The sequence below is a fragment of the Sporotomaculum syntrophicum genome (genome assembly GCF_009932395.1).
Lineage (GTDB): Bacteria > Bacillota > Desulfotomaculia > Desulfotomaculales > Desulfallaceae > Sporotomaculum > Sporotomaculum syntrophicum.
Genome location: NZ_LSRS01000001.1, coordinates 308,393 through 326,464, shown reverse-complemented (window position 1 = coordinate 326,464; position 18,072 = coordinate 308,393). Strand labels below are relative to the sequence as shown.

The 18,072-nt window shown below is 48.7% G+C and carries 12 protein-coding genes; 10 read left to right on the top strand and 2 right to left on the bottom strand.

Features of this window, described 5'->3' with window-relative positions:
* Positions 1–578: 578 nt before the first annotated feature.
* Positions 579–2,105: a YifB family Mg chelatase-like AAA ATPase gene (locus tag SPSYN_RS01685; RefSeq protein ID WP_161820764.1), complete on the top strand. Its 1,527-nt coding sequence runs from the start codon at positions 579–581 to the stop codon at positions 2,103–2,105.
* A gap of 220 nt (positions 2,106–2,325) precedes the next feature.
* Here SPSYN_RS01685 and SPSYN_RS01680 read toward each other — a convergent pair whose 3' ends face one another.
* Positions 2,326–3,933 (bottom strand): peptide chain release factor 3, encoded by a 1,608-nt coding sequence (locus SPSYN_RS01680; RefSeq protein ID WP_161820763.1) that lies wholly within the window; start codon positions 3,931–3,933, stop codon positions 2,326–2,328.
* A 148-nt stretch (positions 3,934–4,081) separates the two neighbouring features.
* On the opposite strand from SPSYN_RS01680, the gene SPSYN_RS01675 reads away from it, so the two are divergent.
* The 9 genes from SPSYN_RS01675 to SPSYN_RS01635 all read left to right on the top strand — a co-directional run bounded on the left by SPSYN_RS01675 (position 4,082) and on the right by SPSYN_RS01635 (position 17,568).
* A complete protein-coding gene (locus SPSYN_RS01675; RefSeq protein ID WP_161820762.1) occupies positions 4,082–5,257 on the top strand; it encodes a metallophosphoesterase in 1,176 nt (391 codons plus the stop codon).
* A 234-nt stretch (positions 5,258–5,491) separates the two neighbouring features.
* Positions 5,492–5,794, top strand: a complete 303-nt coding sequence (locus tag SPSYN_RS01670) for a zinc-ribbon domain containing protein (protein WP_161820761.1) — start codon at positions 5,492–5,494, stop codon at positions 5,792–5,794.
* Positions 5,795–5,946: 152 nt separating this feature from the next.
* On the top strand, positions 5,947–7,965 hold the full coding sequence (locus SPSYN_RS01665) for an FAD-dependent oxidoreductase (RefSeq protein ID WP_161820760.1): 2,019 nt from the start codon (positions 5,947–5,949) through the stop codon (positions 7,963–7,965).
* A gap of 545 nt (positions 7,966–8,510) precedes the next feature.
* Positions 8,511–9,881 (top strand): FAD-binding oxidoreductase, encoded by a 1,371-nt coding sequence (locus SPSYN_RS01660; RefSeq protein ID WP_161820759.1) that lies wholly within the window; start codon positions 8,511–8,513, stop codon positions 9,879–9,881.
* Positions 9,882–9,984: 103 nt separating this feature from the next.
* Positions 9,985–11,247: a (Fe-S)-binding protein gene (locus SPSYN_RS01655; RefSeq protein ID WP_161820758.1), complete on the top strand. Its 1,263-nt coding sequence runs from the start codon at positions 9,985–9,987 to the stop codon at positions 11,245–11,247.
* Positions 11,248–11,330: 83 nt separating this feature from the next.
* Positions 11,331–14,051, top strand: coding sequence for a single-stranded-DNA-specific exonuclease RecJ (recJ, locus tag SPSYN_RS01650; protein WP_161820757.1), 2,721 nt, complete (start codon positions 11,331–11,333; stop codon positions 14,049–14,051).
* A gap of 3 nt (positions 14,052–14,054) precedes the next feature.
* Positions 14,055–16,232 (top strand): RelA/SpoT family protein, encoded by a 2,178-nt coding sequence (locus tag SPSYN_RS01645; protein ID WP_202623700.1) that lies wholly within the window; start codon positions 14,055–14,057, stop codon positions 16,230–16,232.
* Between the two features lie 53 nt (positions 16,233–16,285).
* Complete coding sequence (locus tag SPSYN_RS01640) at positions 16,286–16,900, top strand: MBL fold metallo-hydrolase (RefSeq protein ID WP_161820756.1); 615 nt, start codon at positions 16,286–16,288, stop codon at positions 16,898–16,900.
* Positions 16,901–16,950: 50 nt separating this feature from the next.
* Entirely contained in the window at positions 16,951–17,568 is a 618-nt protein-coding gene (locus SPSYN_RS01635) for an MBL fold metallo-hydrolase (protein WP_161820755.1), read from the top strand.
* Between the two features lie 76 nt (positions 17,569–17,644).
* Here SPSYN_RS01635 and SPSYN_RS01630 read toward each other — a convergent pair whose 3' ends face one another.
* Positions 17,645–17,860: a DUF896 domain-containing protein gene (locus SPSYN_RS01630; RefSeq protein ID WP_161820754.1), complete on the bottom strand. Its 216-nt coding sequence runs from the start codon at positions 17,858–17,860 to the stop codon at positions 17,645–17,647.
* Positions 17,861–18,072: the final 212 nt, after the last annotated feature.

The following is an 18,072-nucleotide window of genomic DNA, read 5'->3' as shown; positions in this document are numbered from 1 at the left end:
TATTCCCTTAAAGCTAAGTAGTATTATAAGGTCAGAGAAATTTTCATTCAATGTATAGCTACTGGCAACGGTTACTTCCACTCTGGTTATTTTAGCCCGGGGTGATCCCTCATGGCACCATCAATATTTGTTGCCGATGCCTCCTCGTGACCGGCAAATATAGCTTCAATAATGCTTTCGGGAAGTTACGTACCTAGCCTGATAAGGCCAGTTTATACTTTCTCGCTTGGACAATCTTTTAGAAACTCCTTGCTCCCGGCCGGAAACAAAAACATATTTACAAACCAAGCTTTGCATCACCTCTGTTGGTTGAAAACTTTTTTATATCACTAAATTGATTATATACCTGATACACTCTATACTACAAATCAAATACAAGAGTTTGGAAAGGTTTAGGCAAAATATTTTTTGAAGAATTTTCTTAATCGGGTACTGAAGTTGATAATAAGTATTCCTTTAGCATTAGTGCTCAGAGTATCTTTTTTGAAAGAACCAATGGCTTTGACATTGGATTTCTTAAATGAAATAGCAGGGATTGGCAATGGTTTTGGCGAAAAAAACGGCGGAGGTATTTAAATATGTTAACCATTGTCAGAAGTTTGGCCTTAAATGGTCTTGAAAGTTATATCGTGCGGGTAGAGGTGGATGTGTCGAGTGGTCTGCCCGGTTTTGAGCTGGTTGGCCTGCCGGATGCGGCAGTGCGGGAAGCTAAGGATCGTGTGCGCGCGGCGATTAAAAACGCCGGGTTTGATTTTCCAGCTAGGCGGATCACGGTGAATCTGGCACCGGCTGACTTGAAGAAAGAGGGTCCGGTCTATGACCTGGCGATATCTCTGGGCATACTAGCTTCAACGGAGCAAATCGATTCCGGGCTGGTCAATGGTTACATATTTATCGGTGAATTGTCACTAGACGGCACTATCCAGGGGGTAAACGGTGTATTGCCCCGGGTTTCACTGCTGCCCCGCGATGGTTACGATCAGGTGATCGTGCCGTTGGAAAATGCCGACGAGGCAGCTTTAATTCAAGATATTAAAGTATATCCTACAGCTAATCTAAATCAATTAATCCGCCATTTGCAGGGTGAAGAGCCCATTACGCCTCATTTTGTGGATATCAATAAATTTTATACCGGCCATAACCTTAGCGGGGATATGGCCGAGGTGCGTGGCCAGCTGGCTGTTAAACGTGGTTTGGAAGTAGCGGCCGCAGGGGGCCATAATGTTCTGATGCTGGGTTCCCCTGGCTCAGGAAAAACCATGCTGGCCCGCCGGCTGCCGGGCATATTGCCTGAACTGTCATTGGATGAAGCGCTGGAAGTAACTAATTTATACAGCCTGGCAGGAATGCTGCAGTCCGGTCAGCCGTTGATTACTGAGCGTCCTTTCCGATCCCCTCATCATAACACCTCGACCTCAGCCATCGTTGGGGGCGGTAAATACCCTAAGCCTGGTGAAATTAGCCTGGCGCACCTGGGGGTGCTTTTTCTTGATGAGGTTGCCGAATTTAGAAGAGATGCCCTGGAAGCATTGCGCCAGCCCCTGGAGGACGGTGTGGTATCCATATCCAGGGTCCATGCTTCGATTACTTACCCCGCCAGAATCATGCTTATAGCTTCAATGAACCCCTGCCCGTGTGGTTTTTTGGGGGATGTTGAGCGGGAGTGCACGTGCACCCCCCTGCAGGTACAGCGCTATTTAAATCGCCTCTCCGGGCCTCTGCTGGACCGCTTTGATATTCATATTGATGTGCCCCGCCTCACCTTTAATGATTTGGAAAACTTTCAGCCGGGAGAGTCATCGGTAACTATACGCCAAAGGGTTAAGCTGGCCAGGGAAATTCAGTCAGCCCGTTTTGGCAAAGCTATGTGTAATGCCGATATGTCGCCCTTGCAATTGAAAAAGTACTGCCAACTTAATAGTGAATCCAGCGATTTATTACGGGCGGCTTTTACTAACCTAAAGCTGAGCGCCCGCGCTCATAATAAAATTATCAAGGTGGCCCGAACTTTGGCGGATCTTGCAGGTTGCCAGGAAATACAGGTGGAGCATGTGGCTGAAGCAGTTCAGTACCGGGGGATGGAAAGGAAATACTGGAATACCTGAGCCTTATTGACCAGTTTACTATGTAAATCAATCATTTAGTTTAGAGAGGATAAATGCTATTGCATTTACTAAAGTGCATCATTTCACAAACATTTGCAGACAGATATAAACTGATAGTAACAAAAAAAGAAGGCTCTCATGAAGGAACCTTCTTGTCAACAGACGAACTTTCAGCCGGCTTCTTTAAGCTAATAGCCTAATTTTGTTTAAATATGAATATTTAACCCAATTCTTTTAAGATTAATCCGGGGTTTTTCTCCAGGCAGAAGTTGACTTCCCAATCTGAAGAGAACAGTGCCACCAGCCGTCCTTCCCGGTCTCTGGCCAGCTTGCTGCGGCTGGGCCAGATTATGTCGGACAGTTTTTCCAAGTTGCACTCCACCCAACGGGCGCAGGTAAAGGGAAGTCTTTCTGTAGAAACATCTACTCCGTACTCTGAGTTAAGCCGTGCCACAACCACGTCGAATTGCAGTTCCCCAACCGCTGCCAGCACCGGTTCCTTGCGTAAGCTGTCTGTAAAGTAAAGGACCTGGGTTGCGCCTTCTTCTTCTAATTGCTCAATCCCTTTATTGAACTGCTTATATTTTGCGATATGCCGGTTATGCAGGAGGCAAAAGTGTTCAGGGGTGAAGCGGGGAATGTCCTCAAATCTAATCACTTTCCCATCACAAAGGGTATCGCCGATATTAAAGAGGCCGGGGTTAGCTAAGCCCACTACATCGCCGGGATAAGCTTCTTCCACGATTTCCCGTTCCCGGGCGAAGAACCGGTAAGCCCGGGTTATGCGCACTTTCCGCTTTAGACGGGAGTGGTAAAGCTGCATATCCTTTTCAAAACGTCCTGAGCACACCCGCAGGAAGGCTACCCGGTCCCGGTGCTGCGGGTCCATATTGGCCTGGATTTTAAAAATCTGACCGGTAAAGCCCGGGCTGGTTGGCTCAATCAAGCCGTCGCTGCTCATACGCGGGCCAGGTGCCGGGGCCAGGTCCAGGAGTGTCTGTAAAAATGGTTCCAGGCCAAAATTATTAATAGCGCTGCCGAAAAATACCGGGGTAATATTGCCGGTCAGAAAAGCTTCCTCGCTGAAAGAGGACCCTGCCGCCGCTAATAGTTCTATTTCATCCACTAACTGTTGATATTCGTCCTGGCCTACAAGAATAGCTAGCTGAGGATCATACAGGTCATGCACCTGCACTGGCGCCCGGTGTTGGCCGTGGTGAGTACGCTCAAAGAGCAGCACTTGCTGTTTAGCGAGGTCGTACACTCCTTTGAATGAAGGGCCATTGCCAATGGGCCAGTTCATTGGCACCGAACCAATTCCTAATTCCTGCTCGATTTCGTCCAGTAGTGCCAGTGGCTCACGGCCCGGGCGGTCTAGTTTGTTAATGAAGGTGAGAATAGGAGTACGCCGCAGCCGGCAAACTTGAAAGAGTTTACGGGTCTGGGGTTCAATGCCTTTGGCGCTGTCCAGTACCATCACTGCGCTATCGGTCACCATAAGGGTGCGGTAAGTATCTTCGCTGAAATCCTGGTGGCCGGGGGTGTCCAATAGATTGATCCTGTAGCCCCGGCAATCAAACTGCAGGGCTGCAGTTGTGATGGAAATACCGCGTTGCTGTTCCATCTCCATCCAGTCGGCGGTGGCATGATGCTGGTTCTTTCGGGCTCGTACCGAGCCGGCCAGCTCAACCGCGCCAGCGTAAAGCAGTAGTTTTTCCGTTAGTGTGGTTTTCCCTGCATCGGGGTGAGAAATAATAGCAAAGGTGCGCCTGCGGGCTACCTCATATTCCAGTTCATCGTCATTAACCTTGATAGTTGGTTGGGTCATTTTTGCCTCCCCAATGATTTGGTCGTAGTTGTTCAATAAAATAATGTAATGCGATACGATATATTTGTCAATAGTCTATCTCGGTTAGCTAAATAACATGATGCATTACAAATGAAGTGAAGAAAGGTTATAAGGCGGTGTGGTCATAATGTTTCGGATTTTAGCCTTTTCAATAATTATTTTACTGTATGGTCTGCTCACTTACTGGATCGGACTGCGCATGTGGCAGCTGGTGGGCAGATTTATCCCATACCTTCCCATAGCCTTGTTTTGGTTAATGTTCTGGTTGATCGCCTTTTCCTTTTTTGCAGGACATTTAAGTAAAAAATACCTTGCGCCCGGGATATCCCGTTGGTTAATCCTGCTAGGCGACTACTGGCTGGCTTTCATGTTTTATTGCCTTATTGTACTGGCTATATTGGAATTGTTTCTTTTAGCTGGTCAACGTTTGGCCTTTTTGCCCCGGGGAAGCTACGACCAATTTCCTGCTGCTCTCGTGCTTGGCTTAGGTGTACTATTAACCGTTTTGGTAATATTTAGTTATGGGTGGTGGAATGCCAGGCACCCGCAGGTCACCCACTATGATATTAGTATTCCCAAATCAGCCGGTCAGCTTAAGCAATTACACGTGGTGGCAGTGTCCGATCTGCACCTGGGCATTATAGTGGATAATTACCGATTAGCTGAATTAGTGGCAATGGTTAATGACTTGAAACCGGATATCATCCTATTGCCAGGTGATATAGTTGATGGAGACCCACTGCCTTATATTGAACAAAATATGGCTGAGACATGGCGTCGGCTGAAATCACGCTATGGCATTTATGCAGTGCTGGGAAACCATGAGTATATTGGCGGTCAATCCGCGACTATTATTAATAGGCTTGAACAAACAGGCATCAAGGTACTGCGCGATGCAGTGGTTCTGGTGGAAGGTAGCTTTTATCTTGTGGGGAGAGAAGATGTATATAGTAGCTTCTTTAATGGCAACGAGCGAAAAACGCTGGCCAGTATAATGGCTGGCATTGATCGGGACCCTAAAAAGCCTGCCATTGTGCTGGATCACCAGCCTGTACATTTAGACGAACCCTGGGAACAGGAAGTGGATTTACAAATCTCTGGGCACACGCACAGAGGCCAGCTGGCTCCGTTAAGCTTGATTACGGAGCATATCTTTGAGGTTGACTATGGATATTTGTGTAAAGGGCAGCTGCAAATTATTGTATCCTCAGGATTTGGTACATGGGGACCTCCTATAAGAGTGGGAAACCGGCCAGAAATTTTGGATATCCTGATCAAGTTTACCAGTTTAGACGGTGATTAAAGCCGGGTAACCTCATTTGCTTGCAGCTGTTTAGATAATGAAAATAAACAGGGTATGTTTTTATTAGTTGTTCTCGGAAATATGTTGCATATTTTTAAATCTAAAGGTATAATGAACAGAAGCTCGATAAAAATGCTTGGAGATTCGGTGTAGCTTTCTCTATTGTTAGGTAGCCTGGGGAAGAATAAACCTGTTAATCCCCGGCACGGGCAAACAAATAGAGGAGGTTTTTTTATGTTTGAAGACAAAACTTTAAATTGCAAGGATTGCGGAGCCGATTTTGTTTTTACTGCTTCTGAACAACAATTTTATGCTGACAAAGGCTTTGCTAATGAACCCGGCCGTTGCCCAGAGTGCCGCGCTGCACGCAAGGCTGCTAACAACCGGGGTGGCGGCAACAGCTATGGTCGTGAAAGACGCCAAATGTTTGATGCAGTCTGTTCGGCCTGTGGTAAAGAGACCCAGGTCCCATTCCAACCTCGCGGTGATAAACCTGTGTACTGCCGTGACTGCTACAGATCCCGTAATAGCTGGTAAAATGATAAATCTTAAAGCCAGGGCATTTGCTGCCCTGGTTTTATAATTTGCACCTGAGCTTGCCTTGTTGGCCAGTTTATTTCTTTAAATCATGAGTAAATATTCCTTCAAGTAACAATACTACCATCAAATACTCGGAAGGAGGAATATTAATGAAGTTTCCTAATCTCTTTAAAGAAGGTCAAATTGGCAGTATGCGCATTCGCAACCGGATTATAATGCCTCCTATGGGCACTAATCTGGCCAATGAAAATGGCGCTGTTACACCGGCAATGATACACTATTACCGGGCGCGGGCTAAGGGCGGCGTCGGGTTGATCATTACCGAGATAAACTGTGTGGATACGCCCCAGGGCAATGCTATTGCTAATGAATTGAGTATTGCTGACGATTCATATATTGCAGGTCATAACGAGCTGGTGGAAGCTGTGCAAGAACATGGTGCTAAGATTATCACCCAGCTGCATCATGCCGGTCGTCAAACCACTCTAGGAAATACTTTCGGCTTACAGCCGGTAGCCCCTTCAGCCATACCGGATCCGTATCTGCAGGTAAAGCCCAGGGAACTTACGCTGGGGGAAATAGAAAACATTATTGAAATGTTTATCAAAGCTGCTTCCCGTGCTCAAAATGCGGGTTATGACGGGGTGGAACTGCACGGAGCCCACGGTTACTTAATCGGCCAGTTTATGTCCCCCTTTAGCAATCGGCGCAACGATCTCTACGGTGGTGACCTGACCGGCCGGATGCGTTTCCCACTGGAAATTTTACGGGGTATTAAACGGGAGCTCGGCAGTGACTTTCCCGTCGTCTTTCGTATGAGCGCAGATGAATTTGTAGATGGCGGTGTGCATTTAGATGAGGCCAAGCTAATGGCCCGCATGCTTCAGGATGCCGGAGCGGATGCTTTGAACGTGTCCTCTGGAGTATATGCTTCCATGCCTACTATTTTGGAAACCATGGGTTATCCAGAGGGCTGGAGGGTATACCTGGCAAATAGTATTAAAAATGAAGTTGACATCCCTGTGATTGCCGTGGGTGTCATCCGCAGCCCCGAGGTGGCTGAAGGGATAATTTCTGATAACAGGGCGGACTTTGTGGCTCTCGGTCGCACCCTCATTGCTGACCCGGAATGGCCTGTAAAAGCGCTGGAAGGGCGGACCGAGGATATTAGAAAATGCATAACCTGCAATATCTCTTGCATTGGTGAACGGGTATTTAGAAACCTGCACATACGCTGCACAGTAAACCCGGTGGCCGGCCGGGAAATGGAATACCCGTATATAACTACCACCCTTTCCCCAATGCATTTTGCAGTGGTGGGAGGGGGACCAGCCGGCATGGAGGCAGCAAGGGTATTAGCTACAGCGGGACACCGTGTGTCGCTGCTGGAAAGGCAGCCCGAACTGGGCGGTCAGGTTCTGCTGGCTTGTGTGCCGCCGGGTAAAGATAAAATAAGGTGGTCTATTGACTACCTGAAAACCCAGATGCAGAAATTAGGGGTAGAAATACATCTAAACACAGAGGCTAATGCGGACATGCTGCAGGGTATGAATGTTGACGCGGTCCTGGTAGCCACCGGAGCGGCACCGGTCATTCCGAATATTCCTGGAGTTCATAATCCAACGGTTACAACGGCCTGGGATTTACTTGCCGGACGGTACGAAGTCGGTAACCGGGTAGTCGTGGTTGGCGGCGGTAATGTTGGCTGCGAGACAGCGCTTTACTTGAAGCAGCGTGGAAGAGATGTAACCATTGTGGAAATGACTGAAGAATTGGCAGTAGATGAAGAGCCAATTTCCAGGCAGGTGCTGCTGGAGGAGTTGCGTAAGAACGGTGTATGTGCGATTACCGGTCATAATGTGCGGGAAATCAAGCCGGATGGAGTAGTTGCCGTAGACCGCGAATGGCGGGAGCAATGGCTTCCCTGTACGCACGTGGTACTCTCTGTGGGTTCGGAGCCGCTTAACCGTTTGGCAGAGGAATTAAAGCAGAGGGGCATGCGGGTATTTATTATTGGTGATGCCAAGCAACCGCTCCGGTTAAATAACGCGATTAGTGACGGCTTTTTAACGGCTCACCGCATTATCCAGGCAGAGACACTAGATCAACCGTACCACCCGCTGCCTGTGCAGCAAACTTACCTGGAACGGGAACAGTTGCTGCAATAATTAGCTATACTAATAAACACATGCGCCTTGCGTATTTTAGCAAGGCGTTTTTTTACCATTATAGTGGAGGTTTAACTGTCTGCTGTTTCCATAACCCGGCTATATCCAGCGCAGCGGCAAATAGCAATCACCCCGTTTTTACCGGGTATTAGTTCTGTTCAAGATCAAGCAAAGGCCGGACCTCCGGCAATGCAAAGCTTAATGGGGGCCAGGTTAATTCAGCTGAGGCATCAACATGGATACTATTTAAGTCTATGAAGGATTCGGTACCCTGAATCCAGAATCCTTGGATTAAGCTATGCGAGCTTTGATGGATCTGCAAAAGGGCGAACGTTTGGTGTGGTTTTATCTCCCATGTGCCCTGGGCTTAAGTAAAATTAAAGCTCGGCTGGAGATACAATCCACTAGAAAAGTAGAACGGCGTATATAAGACTCTTAGCTAAATCAGCATACGAATAGAGGGGAATAAATAGCTAATTCAACGGGTAGGATGCATTACGATTGGTGCGGTTGAATTACATTGCTCCTGGAAAGGGCGAATATATATGGCCTTGTTAACGCAGTTGGGTAAAATTGCTGGTGACCATAATGTGTTTAGTTCGCGGGAAGAGAGGTTTTGTTACGCTTATGACGGCACTTATCACTTGCATCTGCCGGATGTAGTGGTAAAACCGCAAAGTGTGGAACAAATAGTTAAGATTATTAAGCTGGCCAACGATAGCGGCACCCCCGTATTCCCCCGAGGGGCGGGTACGGGTCTGAGCGGAGGCTCACTGCCTGTCCGGGGAGGTATTGCCCTGGTGCTCACCGACCTGGATAGGATACTGGAAATTGATGATGCTAATCAGGTGGCGGTGGTGGAACCGGGCGTAATCACCGGGCAGCTGCAGGCGATGGTAGAGGAACGAGGTATGTTTTACCCGCCTGACCCGGGCAGTTTGGAGGTTTGCACCATTGGAGGTAATATTGCTGAATGCGCTGGTGGGCCCCGCGGGGTTAAATACGGGGTAACCGGGGATTATGTTCTGGGCTTGGAACTGGTCACACCCACCGGAGACTTGATACACACCGGGGGCAAAACTATCAAAAACGTAACCGGTTACGATTTGACCCGGCTGATGGTGGGCTCTGAAGGCACTCTGGGTATCGTGACCAAAGCGATATTACGGTTAATTCCTCTGCCTAAGGCAGTTAAAACGGTACTGGCTGTGTTTAATGATTTGCTCCAGGCCAGCGAGGCTATTCTAGATGTTTTTCGCAGCGGTGTAACGCCGGCCACGATGGAAATTATGGATGCTGAGGCTATCAAATGCGTGATAGAACAAGCTGGTGCCCAACTGCCTCTTGACGCCGAGGCGATACTATTAATTGAAGTGGACGGCCTGCCCTCTGCTGTTGAAGAAGAACTTGCGGCAGTGGCCGAGTCCTGTCTGAGGCACCAAGCCCGCAGTGTGGAAACAGCCGGTACTGCGGAGGAGAGGAACCTGCTGTGGCAGGCCAGGCGAGCCATATCCCCGTCGCTGGTTAAGCTTAAGCCAACTAAAATTTCAGAGGACGCTACCGTGCCCAGGGCGCAGGTGCCGACCATGATCAGGCGCCTGCAACATATCAGGGAAAAATATAGTCTAAATTTGGTTATCTTTGGGCATGCCGGGGACGGCAATCTCCACCCCAATATTATTGCCGATGAGCGAGATGCTGGTGAGATGGCCCGGGTAGAAGCAGCTGTAGGTGAAATATTTCAGGCGGCTCTAGAACTTGGCGGTACGTTGAGCGGGGAGCATGGCATCGGCCTGATGAAAGCCCCTTATATGCTGGCGGAACTTGGCGCCCCCGGCCTGGCTTATATGCGCCGGATCAAGCAGAGCCTGGATCCCAATAACATTCTAAACCCGGGAAAAATTTTCTCGTCTTAGAAAGCGGACAGGGCAAAGGCGGTATAAATAGTTTATCAAGCTACTTCATAAATGCTACCTAACACATAACTAACCAACTTCATGACAAGGTAGTTGATCGAACATGTGCCCGGAAAATTGTAATCAACTAGATAACCTCAAAACAGCCCAGACAACGGTTACCGATAACGACCTGGTGGACTTATGCAGCCGGTGCGGTAAGTGCCGCTCGGTCTGTCCTGTTTTTACCGAGCTGCGCGCTGAGCCATATGTAGCCAGGGGCAAGGTCCAGCTTTACAAAGCACTGCTTAACGGCACACTGGAAGCAACGGAGAAATACCGGGAACTAATCTCGTTTTGTTTACTATGCGGCCGGTGCACCGAGAACTGTCCCAATGGCGTTGCTACTGAGCAAATAGTGCTCCGGGCTAGAAGTAAACTGGTCGACAGCAGCGGGCTGCCCTTTATAAAAAGAAATGTTTTTCAGCATTTGTTAAAAGACAATGGTCGGCTCAACCGGCTTGCCGGTTGGTTAAGCATCAGTCAACGCTGGGGACTGCGTAGTTTAGTGAGAAAAACCGGCTTACTGCCCAGCCCGCTTAAAAACATTGAGCAACTGATGCCCGACCTGGCCGCAAAGCCGTTGCGAAGTCAACTACCGGGCGTGCTCAACCCACCTGGCCGGGTTAAAATTAAAGTGGGCTATTTTACCGGATGCTTAAGCCAGTACGTTTTTACCGCAACCGGGAAAAATGTAGCCAGGGTACTATGCCAGTCCGGAGCGCAGGTAGTAATTCCGGAACAATACTGTTGTGGCATGCCCGCCTTAAGTGCGGGCGATAAGGCAAATTCGGCGGCCTTGGCCCGAATAAACGTTGCTGCTTTCCAGTCCGCAGCGGTTGAAGTACTCATCACGGATTGCGCAACCTGCGGCTCAACCTGGCAGAAATGGTACCCTGAACTGCTGGGTGAGGAGTTGCCTTTCAAAGTAATGGATATCAGCCAGTTCTTAGCCCAATGGAGCGGGTTATATACACAGCGTTTATCAGGTCAGGCATCTGCTTTGGTGACGTATCACGACCCCTGCCACCTGGCCAGGCACATGCGGGTGCGGGAAGAACCCAGAGTGCTGCTGCGCAGCATTCCTGGTGTAGAAATGGTGGAAATGCAAGAATCGGACAGTTGTTGTGGTGCCTCAGGATCTTTTCAGCTGGAACATCAGGAATTATCGACCCGGATAGGTGAGCGTAAAATAGAACATATTCTAGCTACTGGTGCACGGGTAGTGGCAACGGGCTGTCCTTCCTGCCGTTTGCAGCTGGCACGGTTGCTGCAAGTCAGAGATGCCGATATTGCGGTGGTGCATCCAATAGATTTGTTCAAGTGAGTTAAACTTAAGAGGCATTTGTTGCCATCTATCCGGCTGTTGTTTATAATGAATGGTATCTGGTATTAAGTATTGGAGTCAATATGCAAAAAAAAAGATGGTTAGTCAAAACAGCCGAGCCTGTAATGCAATTAATCCTGGCTAGGAAGCTAGGCGTTTCACCTTTGATGGCCCAGTTATTAATTAACCGTGGTATATATACTGTCAGGGAAGCACGGGAATTTTTAAATGTGTCAATTGCAGAACTGTACCCTCCGGAGTTGATGCGCGATTTGCCGGAAGCAGTGGAAATTATATCTAAAACCCTGGACCGGGCGGGCAAGATTTTAGTGAACGGTGATTATGATGTGGACGGAGTCACCGGAACAACTCTACTGGTGCATGTTTTGCGTCGCCTGGGGGGGCAGGTGGAGTATTATATACCGCATCGGCTCAGCGAAGGGTATGGGCTGCATACCCCGGTTCTGCAAAAAGCCCGGGCATCCGGTGTAGAGCTGGTCATCACCGTGGATTGCGGTATTAGCGCGGTTGCTGAAGTGGATGAGTCTAGCCGCAACGGCGGGCCTGTAATCATTATCACCGACCACCATGAACCACCTACCGAGCTGCCACTTGCTGCAGCAGTAATTAATCCCAAGCGCAAGGACTGTCGCTATCCTTTTAGTGATCTGGCCGGGGTGGGGGTAGCCTTTAAGCTGGTGCAGGCATTGCTGGATAAACGAGGCAATCCTTTTAGCTGGGAGGAATACCTGGACCTGGTATGTTTGGGTACTATTGCCGATATAGTACCACTGCAGGGGGAAAACCGTATCCTGGTTAAACACGGATTGCCGCATTTGGGTAATTCAGCACGGCCAGGTCTGCAGGCCCTCTGTCAGGTCTGTGGCATCCAGTCAGATAAAATCACTGCCTGGGATGTAGGCTTTATACTTGCTCCACGCATTAATGCGGCGGGACGTCTGGATGATGCCGGCCTGGTGGTTGAAATGCTGCTCAGTGATGACTACGACTCGGCTTTTACAAAAGCCCAGTTATTAAACAAAGCTAACCAGGAGCGTCAGAACCTGGAGGCAGTTACCTTAGCGGAGGCACTGGTTATGCTGGAACAAAACCCGGAGCTGGCCGGCCGGGATGTGCTGGTACTGGCTTCCGCTAATTGGCATCCGGGGGTAATTGGTATTGTGGCCTCCCGCCTGGTAGACCGCTTTTATAAGCCGGTGCTTATGATTGCCTGTGATAATGGGTTGGGTAAGGGCTCGGCCAGGAGTATCAAAGGATTTCATCTATATAATGCCCTGGAGTATTGCGCTGATTGCCTGGTCGGTTATGGTGGCCATGCCATGGCAGCCGGCTTCTCGCTGCAGGTGGAGCAGATCGACGCACTCCGCGAACAAATCAATACCTATGCCGCTGCCCACTTAAGCGAAGCGGATACTGAGCAGGTTATGGAACTTGATGCCCTGGTTTCCTTGCAGGATATTACATATGAACTAATTAATGAAATAGAACAGCTAGCCCCTTATGGTCACGGAAATCCGGGGCCGTTATTCGCTCTCAAGCGGGCCAAGGTAGTGAACTGCCGTGGTGTTGGTAAAAATAATGCGCACTTAAAAATGTTGCTAAGCGAGCAAAGTGTGGCCATGGATGGCATCGGCTTTAATCTGGGGCAATTTGCCGGTGAGCTGGCTGCGGCCAGGGAAGTAAGCGTGGCATTTACACCCGGCGTTAATACCTGGCAAGGCCGTCAAACATTACAGGTAAAAGTACAGGATGTGCATATTGAGCCCTGGCGGGAAGTTGTTGAACAGCAGGGAGGGCTGCAGCCGGAATACAGCCTACACAGTGCGGGGGATCTCATTTTAGTTCCGGAAACCATAACCTGCCTGCTGCAGCAGTTTATGCGCAGCCGGGGCTACCCGGTACCGCCTGAAATGAATGCTTTATGGCCAACAGTTGTAACCCGGGACGAAGTCCCGCCGGCCGATTCTGGTGATAAACTTATCCAGGCACCGGCGCTAATTACGCCGTCCGCTGGCCGGTCATGTCAGATACCGGCAGGCGTGCTCCGGGAGAAAAAACTGGTTCGCTTGAGCCAAACGCCGGGATGTACCCTGTTGGTGGTTAACTGTGCTGCTAACGCGTTGCAGGTATACAGGTACATTGAGGAGCATAATGCTCAGTTTACCGGCGCTGTAACTTATGCGCATGGTTATATGCCCCGTGATTATGTCAATGAGCTGCTTAATAAAATTAATCACCACATCAAGCTGGCCGTGGTTACTCCTATCTGCCTCAATGAAGCAGACGGAGTCTCTTTTGATAGGATTATACTGGTACGGCCACCTGCCGTGGCAGCGGACTGGCAGCTGCTTAAGTCACTGGCCAGTACCCGGCCTGCGCTTGAAATAGAATCACTTTATAGTTCAGAGGACTGGGAGGAAAACCGTAGCTGTCTTGAGGAATTGGCACCGGATAGAGATGTGCTGGCTCACTATTATGCGCTGCTGCGTTCTCTGGCGCTAGGCGATGTAGGCTCGTGCAGCAAGACTGCACTCCTGGAGCGAATGGCCGGAGCAGGTTACTTTATGCATACCTGTATTTCTCTGATTGTGGCGACAGCGGTTTTTGCCGACCTGGGATTGTTGCAATTTTATTGGCAAGAGGATATGCTAAAGTATAAATTATTACCTTTAAAAGGTAGAAAGATGAACCTGACTGCATCACCTACTTTTAACTGGGCTCATAGTATAAAGTCAAACGGTCTGCATTGGATAAATCTAAATGTAAAAGCAAGCGGGGCGTAGATTATGCCGATTGAAGATGTTATTCAAAAAGTAACCCAAAACAATCCTAACGCCGACCTGCAGCTGCTCAAACGGGCTTTTGCTTTTGCGAGTGAGGCCCATGTCGGGCAAAAGCGTAATTCAGGGCAGCCATATATTACGCATCCGGTATCCGTAGCCTATATTTTGGCTAGCTTAAAAATGGATATGGATGTGATTGTAGCCGGTCTGCTGCATGATACAGTGGAGGATACGGGAATTACCCTGGAGGATATCGAAAAGAATTTTGGCAGTGAGGTAGCTCAGCTGGTTGACGGGGTAACCAAGTTGAGCCGATTGGAATACCGCTCTAAAGAAGAGCGTCAGGTGGAAAACCTGCGGAAAATGTTGTTAGCTATGGCGCGGGATATCCGGGTGATTATCATTAAATTGGCTGATCGGCTCCATAACATGCGCACGCTGCAATACCAGCATGAGTATAAGCAGCGGGAAGTGTCGTTGGAAACGCTGGAGATATATGCACCCCTGGCCCATCGACTGGGCATATACCGGTTGAAGTGGGAGATGGAGGACCTGGCTTTTCGCTTTAGCAACCCGGAAAAATATTACGAGCTATCTAACCTTGTGGCCAGCACCCGTGAAAAACGGGAGGAAACTATTAATGCTATAGTAGAAATACTAAAAGAAAAAATGAAGGAAGTTAATATTAAAGCGGAAATCCAAGGACGGCCCAAAAACCTTTATAGTATCTACACGAAAATGCAGAAGCAGCAGCTTGAGTTTAACCAGATCTACGACGTCATGGCGGTCAGGGTGCTGGTAGATACGGTAAGGGATTGCTATGCTGTTTTGGGAACGGTACACACCCTGTGGGTGCCCATTCCCGGTCGCTTTAAAGATTATATTGCCATGCCCAAGTCCAACATGTACCAGTCCTTGCATACCACTGTGGTTAGCCCGCAGGGCGGTCCCCTGGAGATCCAAATTAGAACCTGGGAAATGCACCGGACTTCCGAGTATGGCATCGCTGCACACTGGCGTTACAAAGAAGGCGTGGGTAAGGAAGGAGATTTAGACCGCAAACTCAGCTGGCTGAGGCAAATATTAGACTGGCAAGAGGATCTCAAAGATGCCCGGGAATTTATGGAAGGGCTCAAGTTAGATCTTTTTGATGACGTGGTGTTTGTGTTTACCCCCAAGGGCGATGTAATGGAATTCCCTGCCGGCTCAACACCGTTGGACTTTGCCTACCGGGTGCACACCCAGGTGGGGCATAATTGCGTAGGGGCTAAGGTTAACGACAAAATTGTGCCTCTGGATTATGTGCTTAAAAACGGAGACCGGGTTGAGGTGCTTACATCCAAGCAGAGCCGCGGTCCCAGCCGGGATTGGCTGAAGATTGCTAAAACCTCCCAGGCCAAAACTAAGATTAGACAATGGTTTAAGAAAGAGCACCGGGAAGACAATATAGCCAGGGGCAAAGAGTCACTGGAGCGAGAGATAAAAAAATTTGGATTAGAACCCGAGGCTATTAAGAGCGATCAGTTGCTAGAGCAATGCAAGAAAATGAACCTGGCCAGTCTGGACGATCTATATGCTGCGGTGGGCGATGGCATTGTATCGGCTGCCAGCCTGGTCAATAAGCTGCGGGAGAAAGAGTCACGGGAGAATAGAAGAAAAATCATCAGTGACGGCCTCGAGGAACTGCTGCAGCTATCGGAAACGCGGTCATTATCCTCCTGGGGCAAGCCTACTCATGGTATCCGGGTGCGCGGTGTGGACAACGTATTGATCAGGCTGGCCCATTGCTGCAATCCGGTGCCCGGTGATGATATCGTTGGCTACATAACCCGCGGCCGGGGGGTATCCATTCACCGGGAAGATTGTCCAAATGTCGAGCCGATGCTTGATGAGCCTGAACGTTTAGTGGAAGTGGCCTGGGACGAAGATTTTCATTCACCTTTCCAGGTGCACCTGGAAATAGTGGGAGCTGACCGGGCCGGGTTGCTTAACGATATTATGGCGATCCTTACGGACTTGAAAATTAGCGCCAACTGGGTTACTGCACGGGGGCGTAAGGATAATACCGGGGTAGTGGAAATAATACTGAATATAAAGAATAAGGAGCAGCTGGATTATCTCATCAGCCGCATTAGCCGCGTGCAAAATGTGTACAGCGTACATCGCCGAGGGCAGGCTTAAACATGCTCAAACTATAATTTTATTCGGATAACCGATGAATTGGAGGGATATTTTTGATTTTTGAACGACTAGTAGTAGGCTCCCTGGCTACTAATTGTTATATTATTGGTTGCCCTGATACCATGATTGGGGCAGTGGTAGACCCTGGTGAAGATGGTCATGTAATATTAAATAAGCTGAACAGCCATAAATTAAAGTGCAAATATATAATCCTCACCCACGGGCACATTGACCATATCGGTGCGCTGGATCAAGTGCATGCCGCCACCGGTGCAGAGGTGTTGATCCACTCGGCCGATGCCCCCAGACTGCTTAACCCGAATAGATATTCATATTTTCTAACTGTTAATTTTAAACTGCCCCAGGCCGACCGTTTGCTGGAAGACGGGGATAAAATTCAGATAGGCAAACTTACCTGGGAGGTCATTCACACGCCCGGCCACTCTCCTGGCGGCATTTGCCTGAAGCATGGAAACTTTTTAATCACAGGTGACACTCTGTTTGCCTATTCGGTGGGACGTTCCGATCTGCCGGGGGGCAATCATCAGGTGATGATTAATTCTATCAAGACCAGACTACTGGGTTTTCATGATGAAACCAGGATTTTTCCCGGCCACGGCCCGATTTCAACTATCGGTGCGGAAAAAAGATTTAACCCTTTCCTATAAAGACAGCAACTATACAGCTTGATAAATATTTAATATGGGAGGTCGTTATTTTGATCTTTGAAGGCTTTGGCGTAGGCCCGATTGATGCCAATTGTTACATTATTGGCTGTGAGCAAACCAAGGAAGGAGCTGTGATAGATCCCGGTGACGAGGGCAGGCGTATATTAAAACGTTTAGATGCCCTGGGGCTTAACTGCAAGTATATAATTCTTACACATGGTCATGCCGATCACATTGGAGCTTTACAGGAAGTGCGTGATGCTACAGGCGCCGAGGTACTCATCCACAAGCAGGATGCCGGTATGCTCACCAACCCAAACCAGAACTTATCCATGATGCTGGGACTGGTGCTCAAATTCGAGGCAGCCGATCGCCTGCTGGAGGAAGGGGACATTATCCAGGTGGGGGATATAGACATTAAAGTTATCCATACCCCCGGTCATTCCTTGGGAGGCATATCACTGCAAGTTGAAGACTTTTTAATAACCGGGGATACTTTGTTTGCAGGTTCGGTGGGTCGTTCCGATTTTCCCGGTGGTAGCCACAATGTGCTGATCAATTCAATAAAAACAAAGCTGCTGGTTTTCCCTGACGAAACCAAAGTATATTCCGGTCATGGCCCCGCTACCACTATTGGCTATGAGAAAAGATATAATCCTTTTCTCTAAAAACAGTTATTACCAGCCAAACGTCAGCGTTTATATTAGCGGCAAAGGGACATGCCTCCTGGGGGAGGAGTGTCCCTTATTGGTGTAGCTTGCAGTCGGGACAATCACAATGGGCGTTGTGTTTTCTTGTATACCCGGCACCTTCCATGGCGTCTACTATCTGCTGTCGGATACTGTCTAGATATTGCCTGCGTACTTTTTGCTGTTCATTTTTTTCCTCTTCGGTCAATCCTTCATAACGTGCTTTGCGAGCCAAATAATTAATTCTAGCCACTAATTCCGAAGTTATCATCAGGACATCACCTCACCCTTTTGTTTAATTATAGCATTTTAGCCTGGCAACTGCCAACGAGGCATTAAATATAGATAGTCTTGTTCCATTCGGGTGGTGCTGGTGCTGGTTGACAAAACTCGATATTTTACATAAAATTGGTTTTAGGTATGTACAGTTGATTACTGCTACACCCTCCCGTTTCCGATAATTGGTTACGGGAGTTTTCTGTT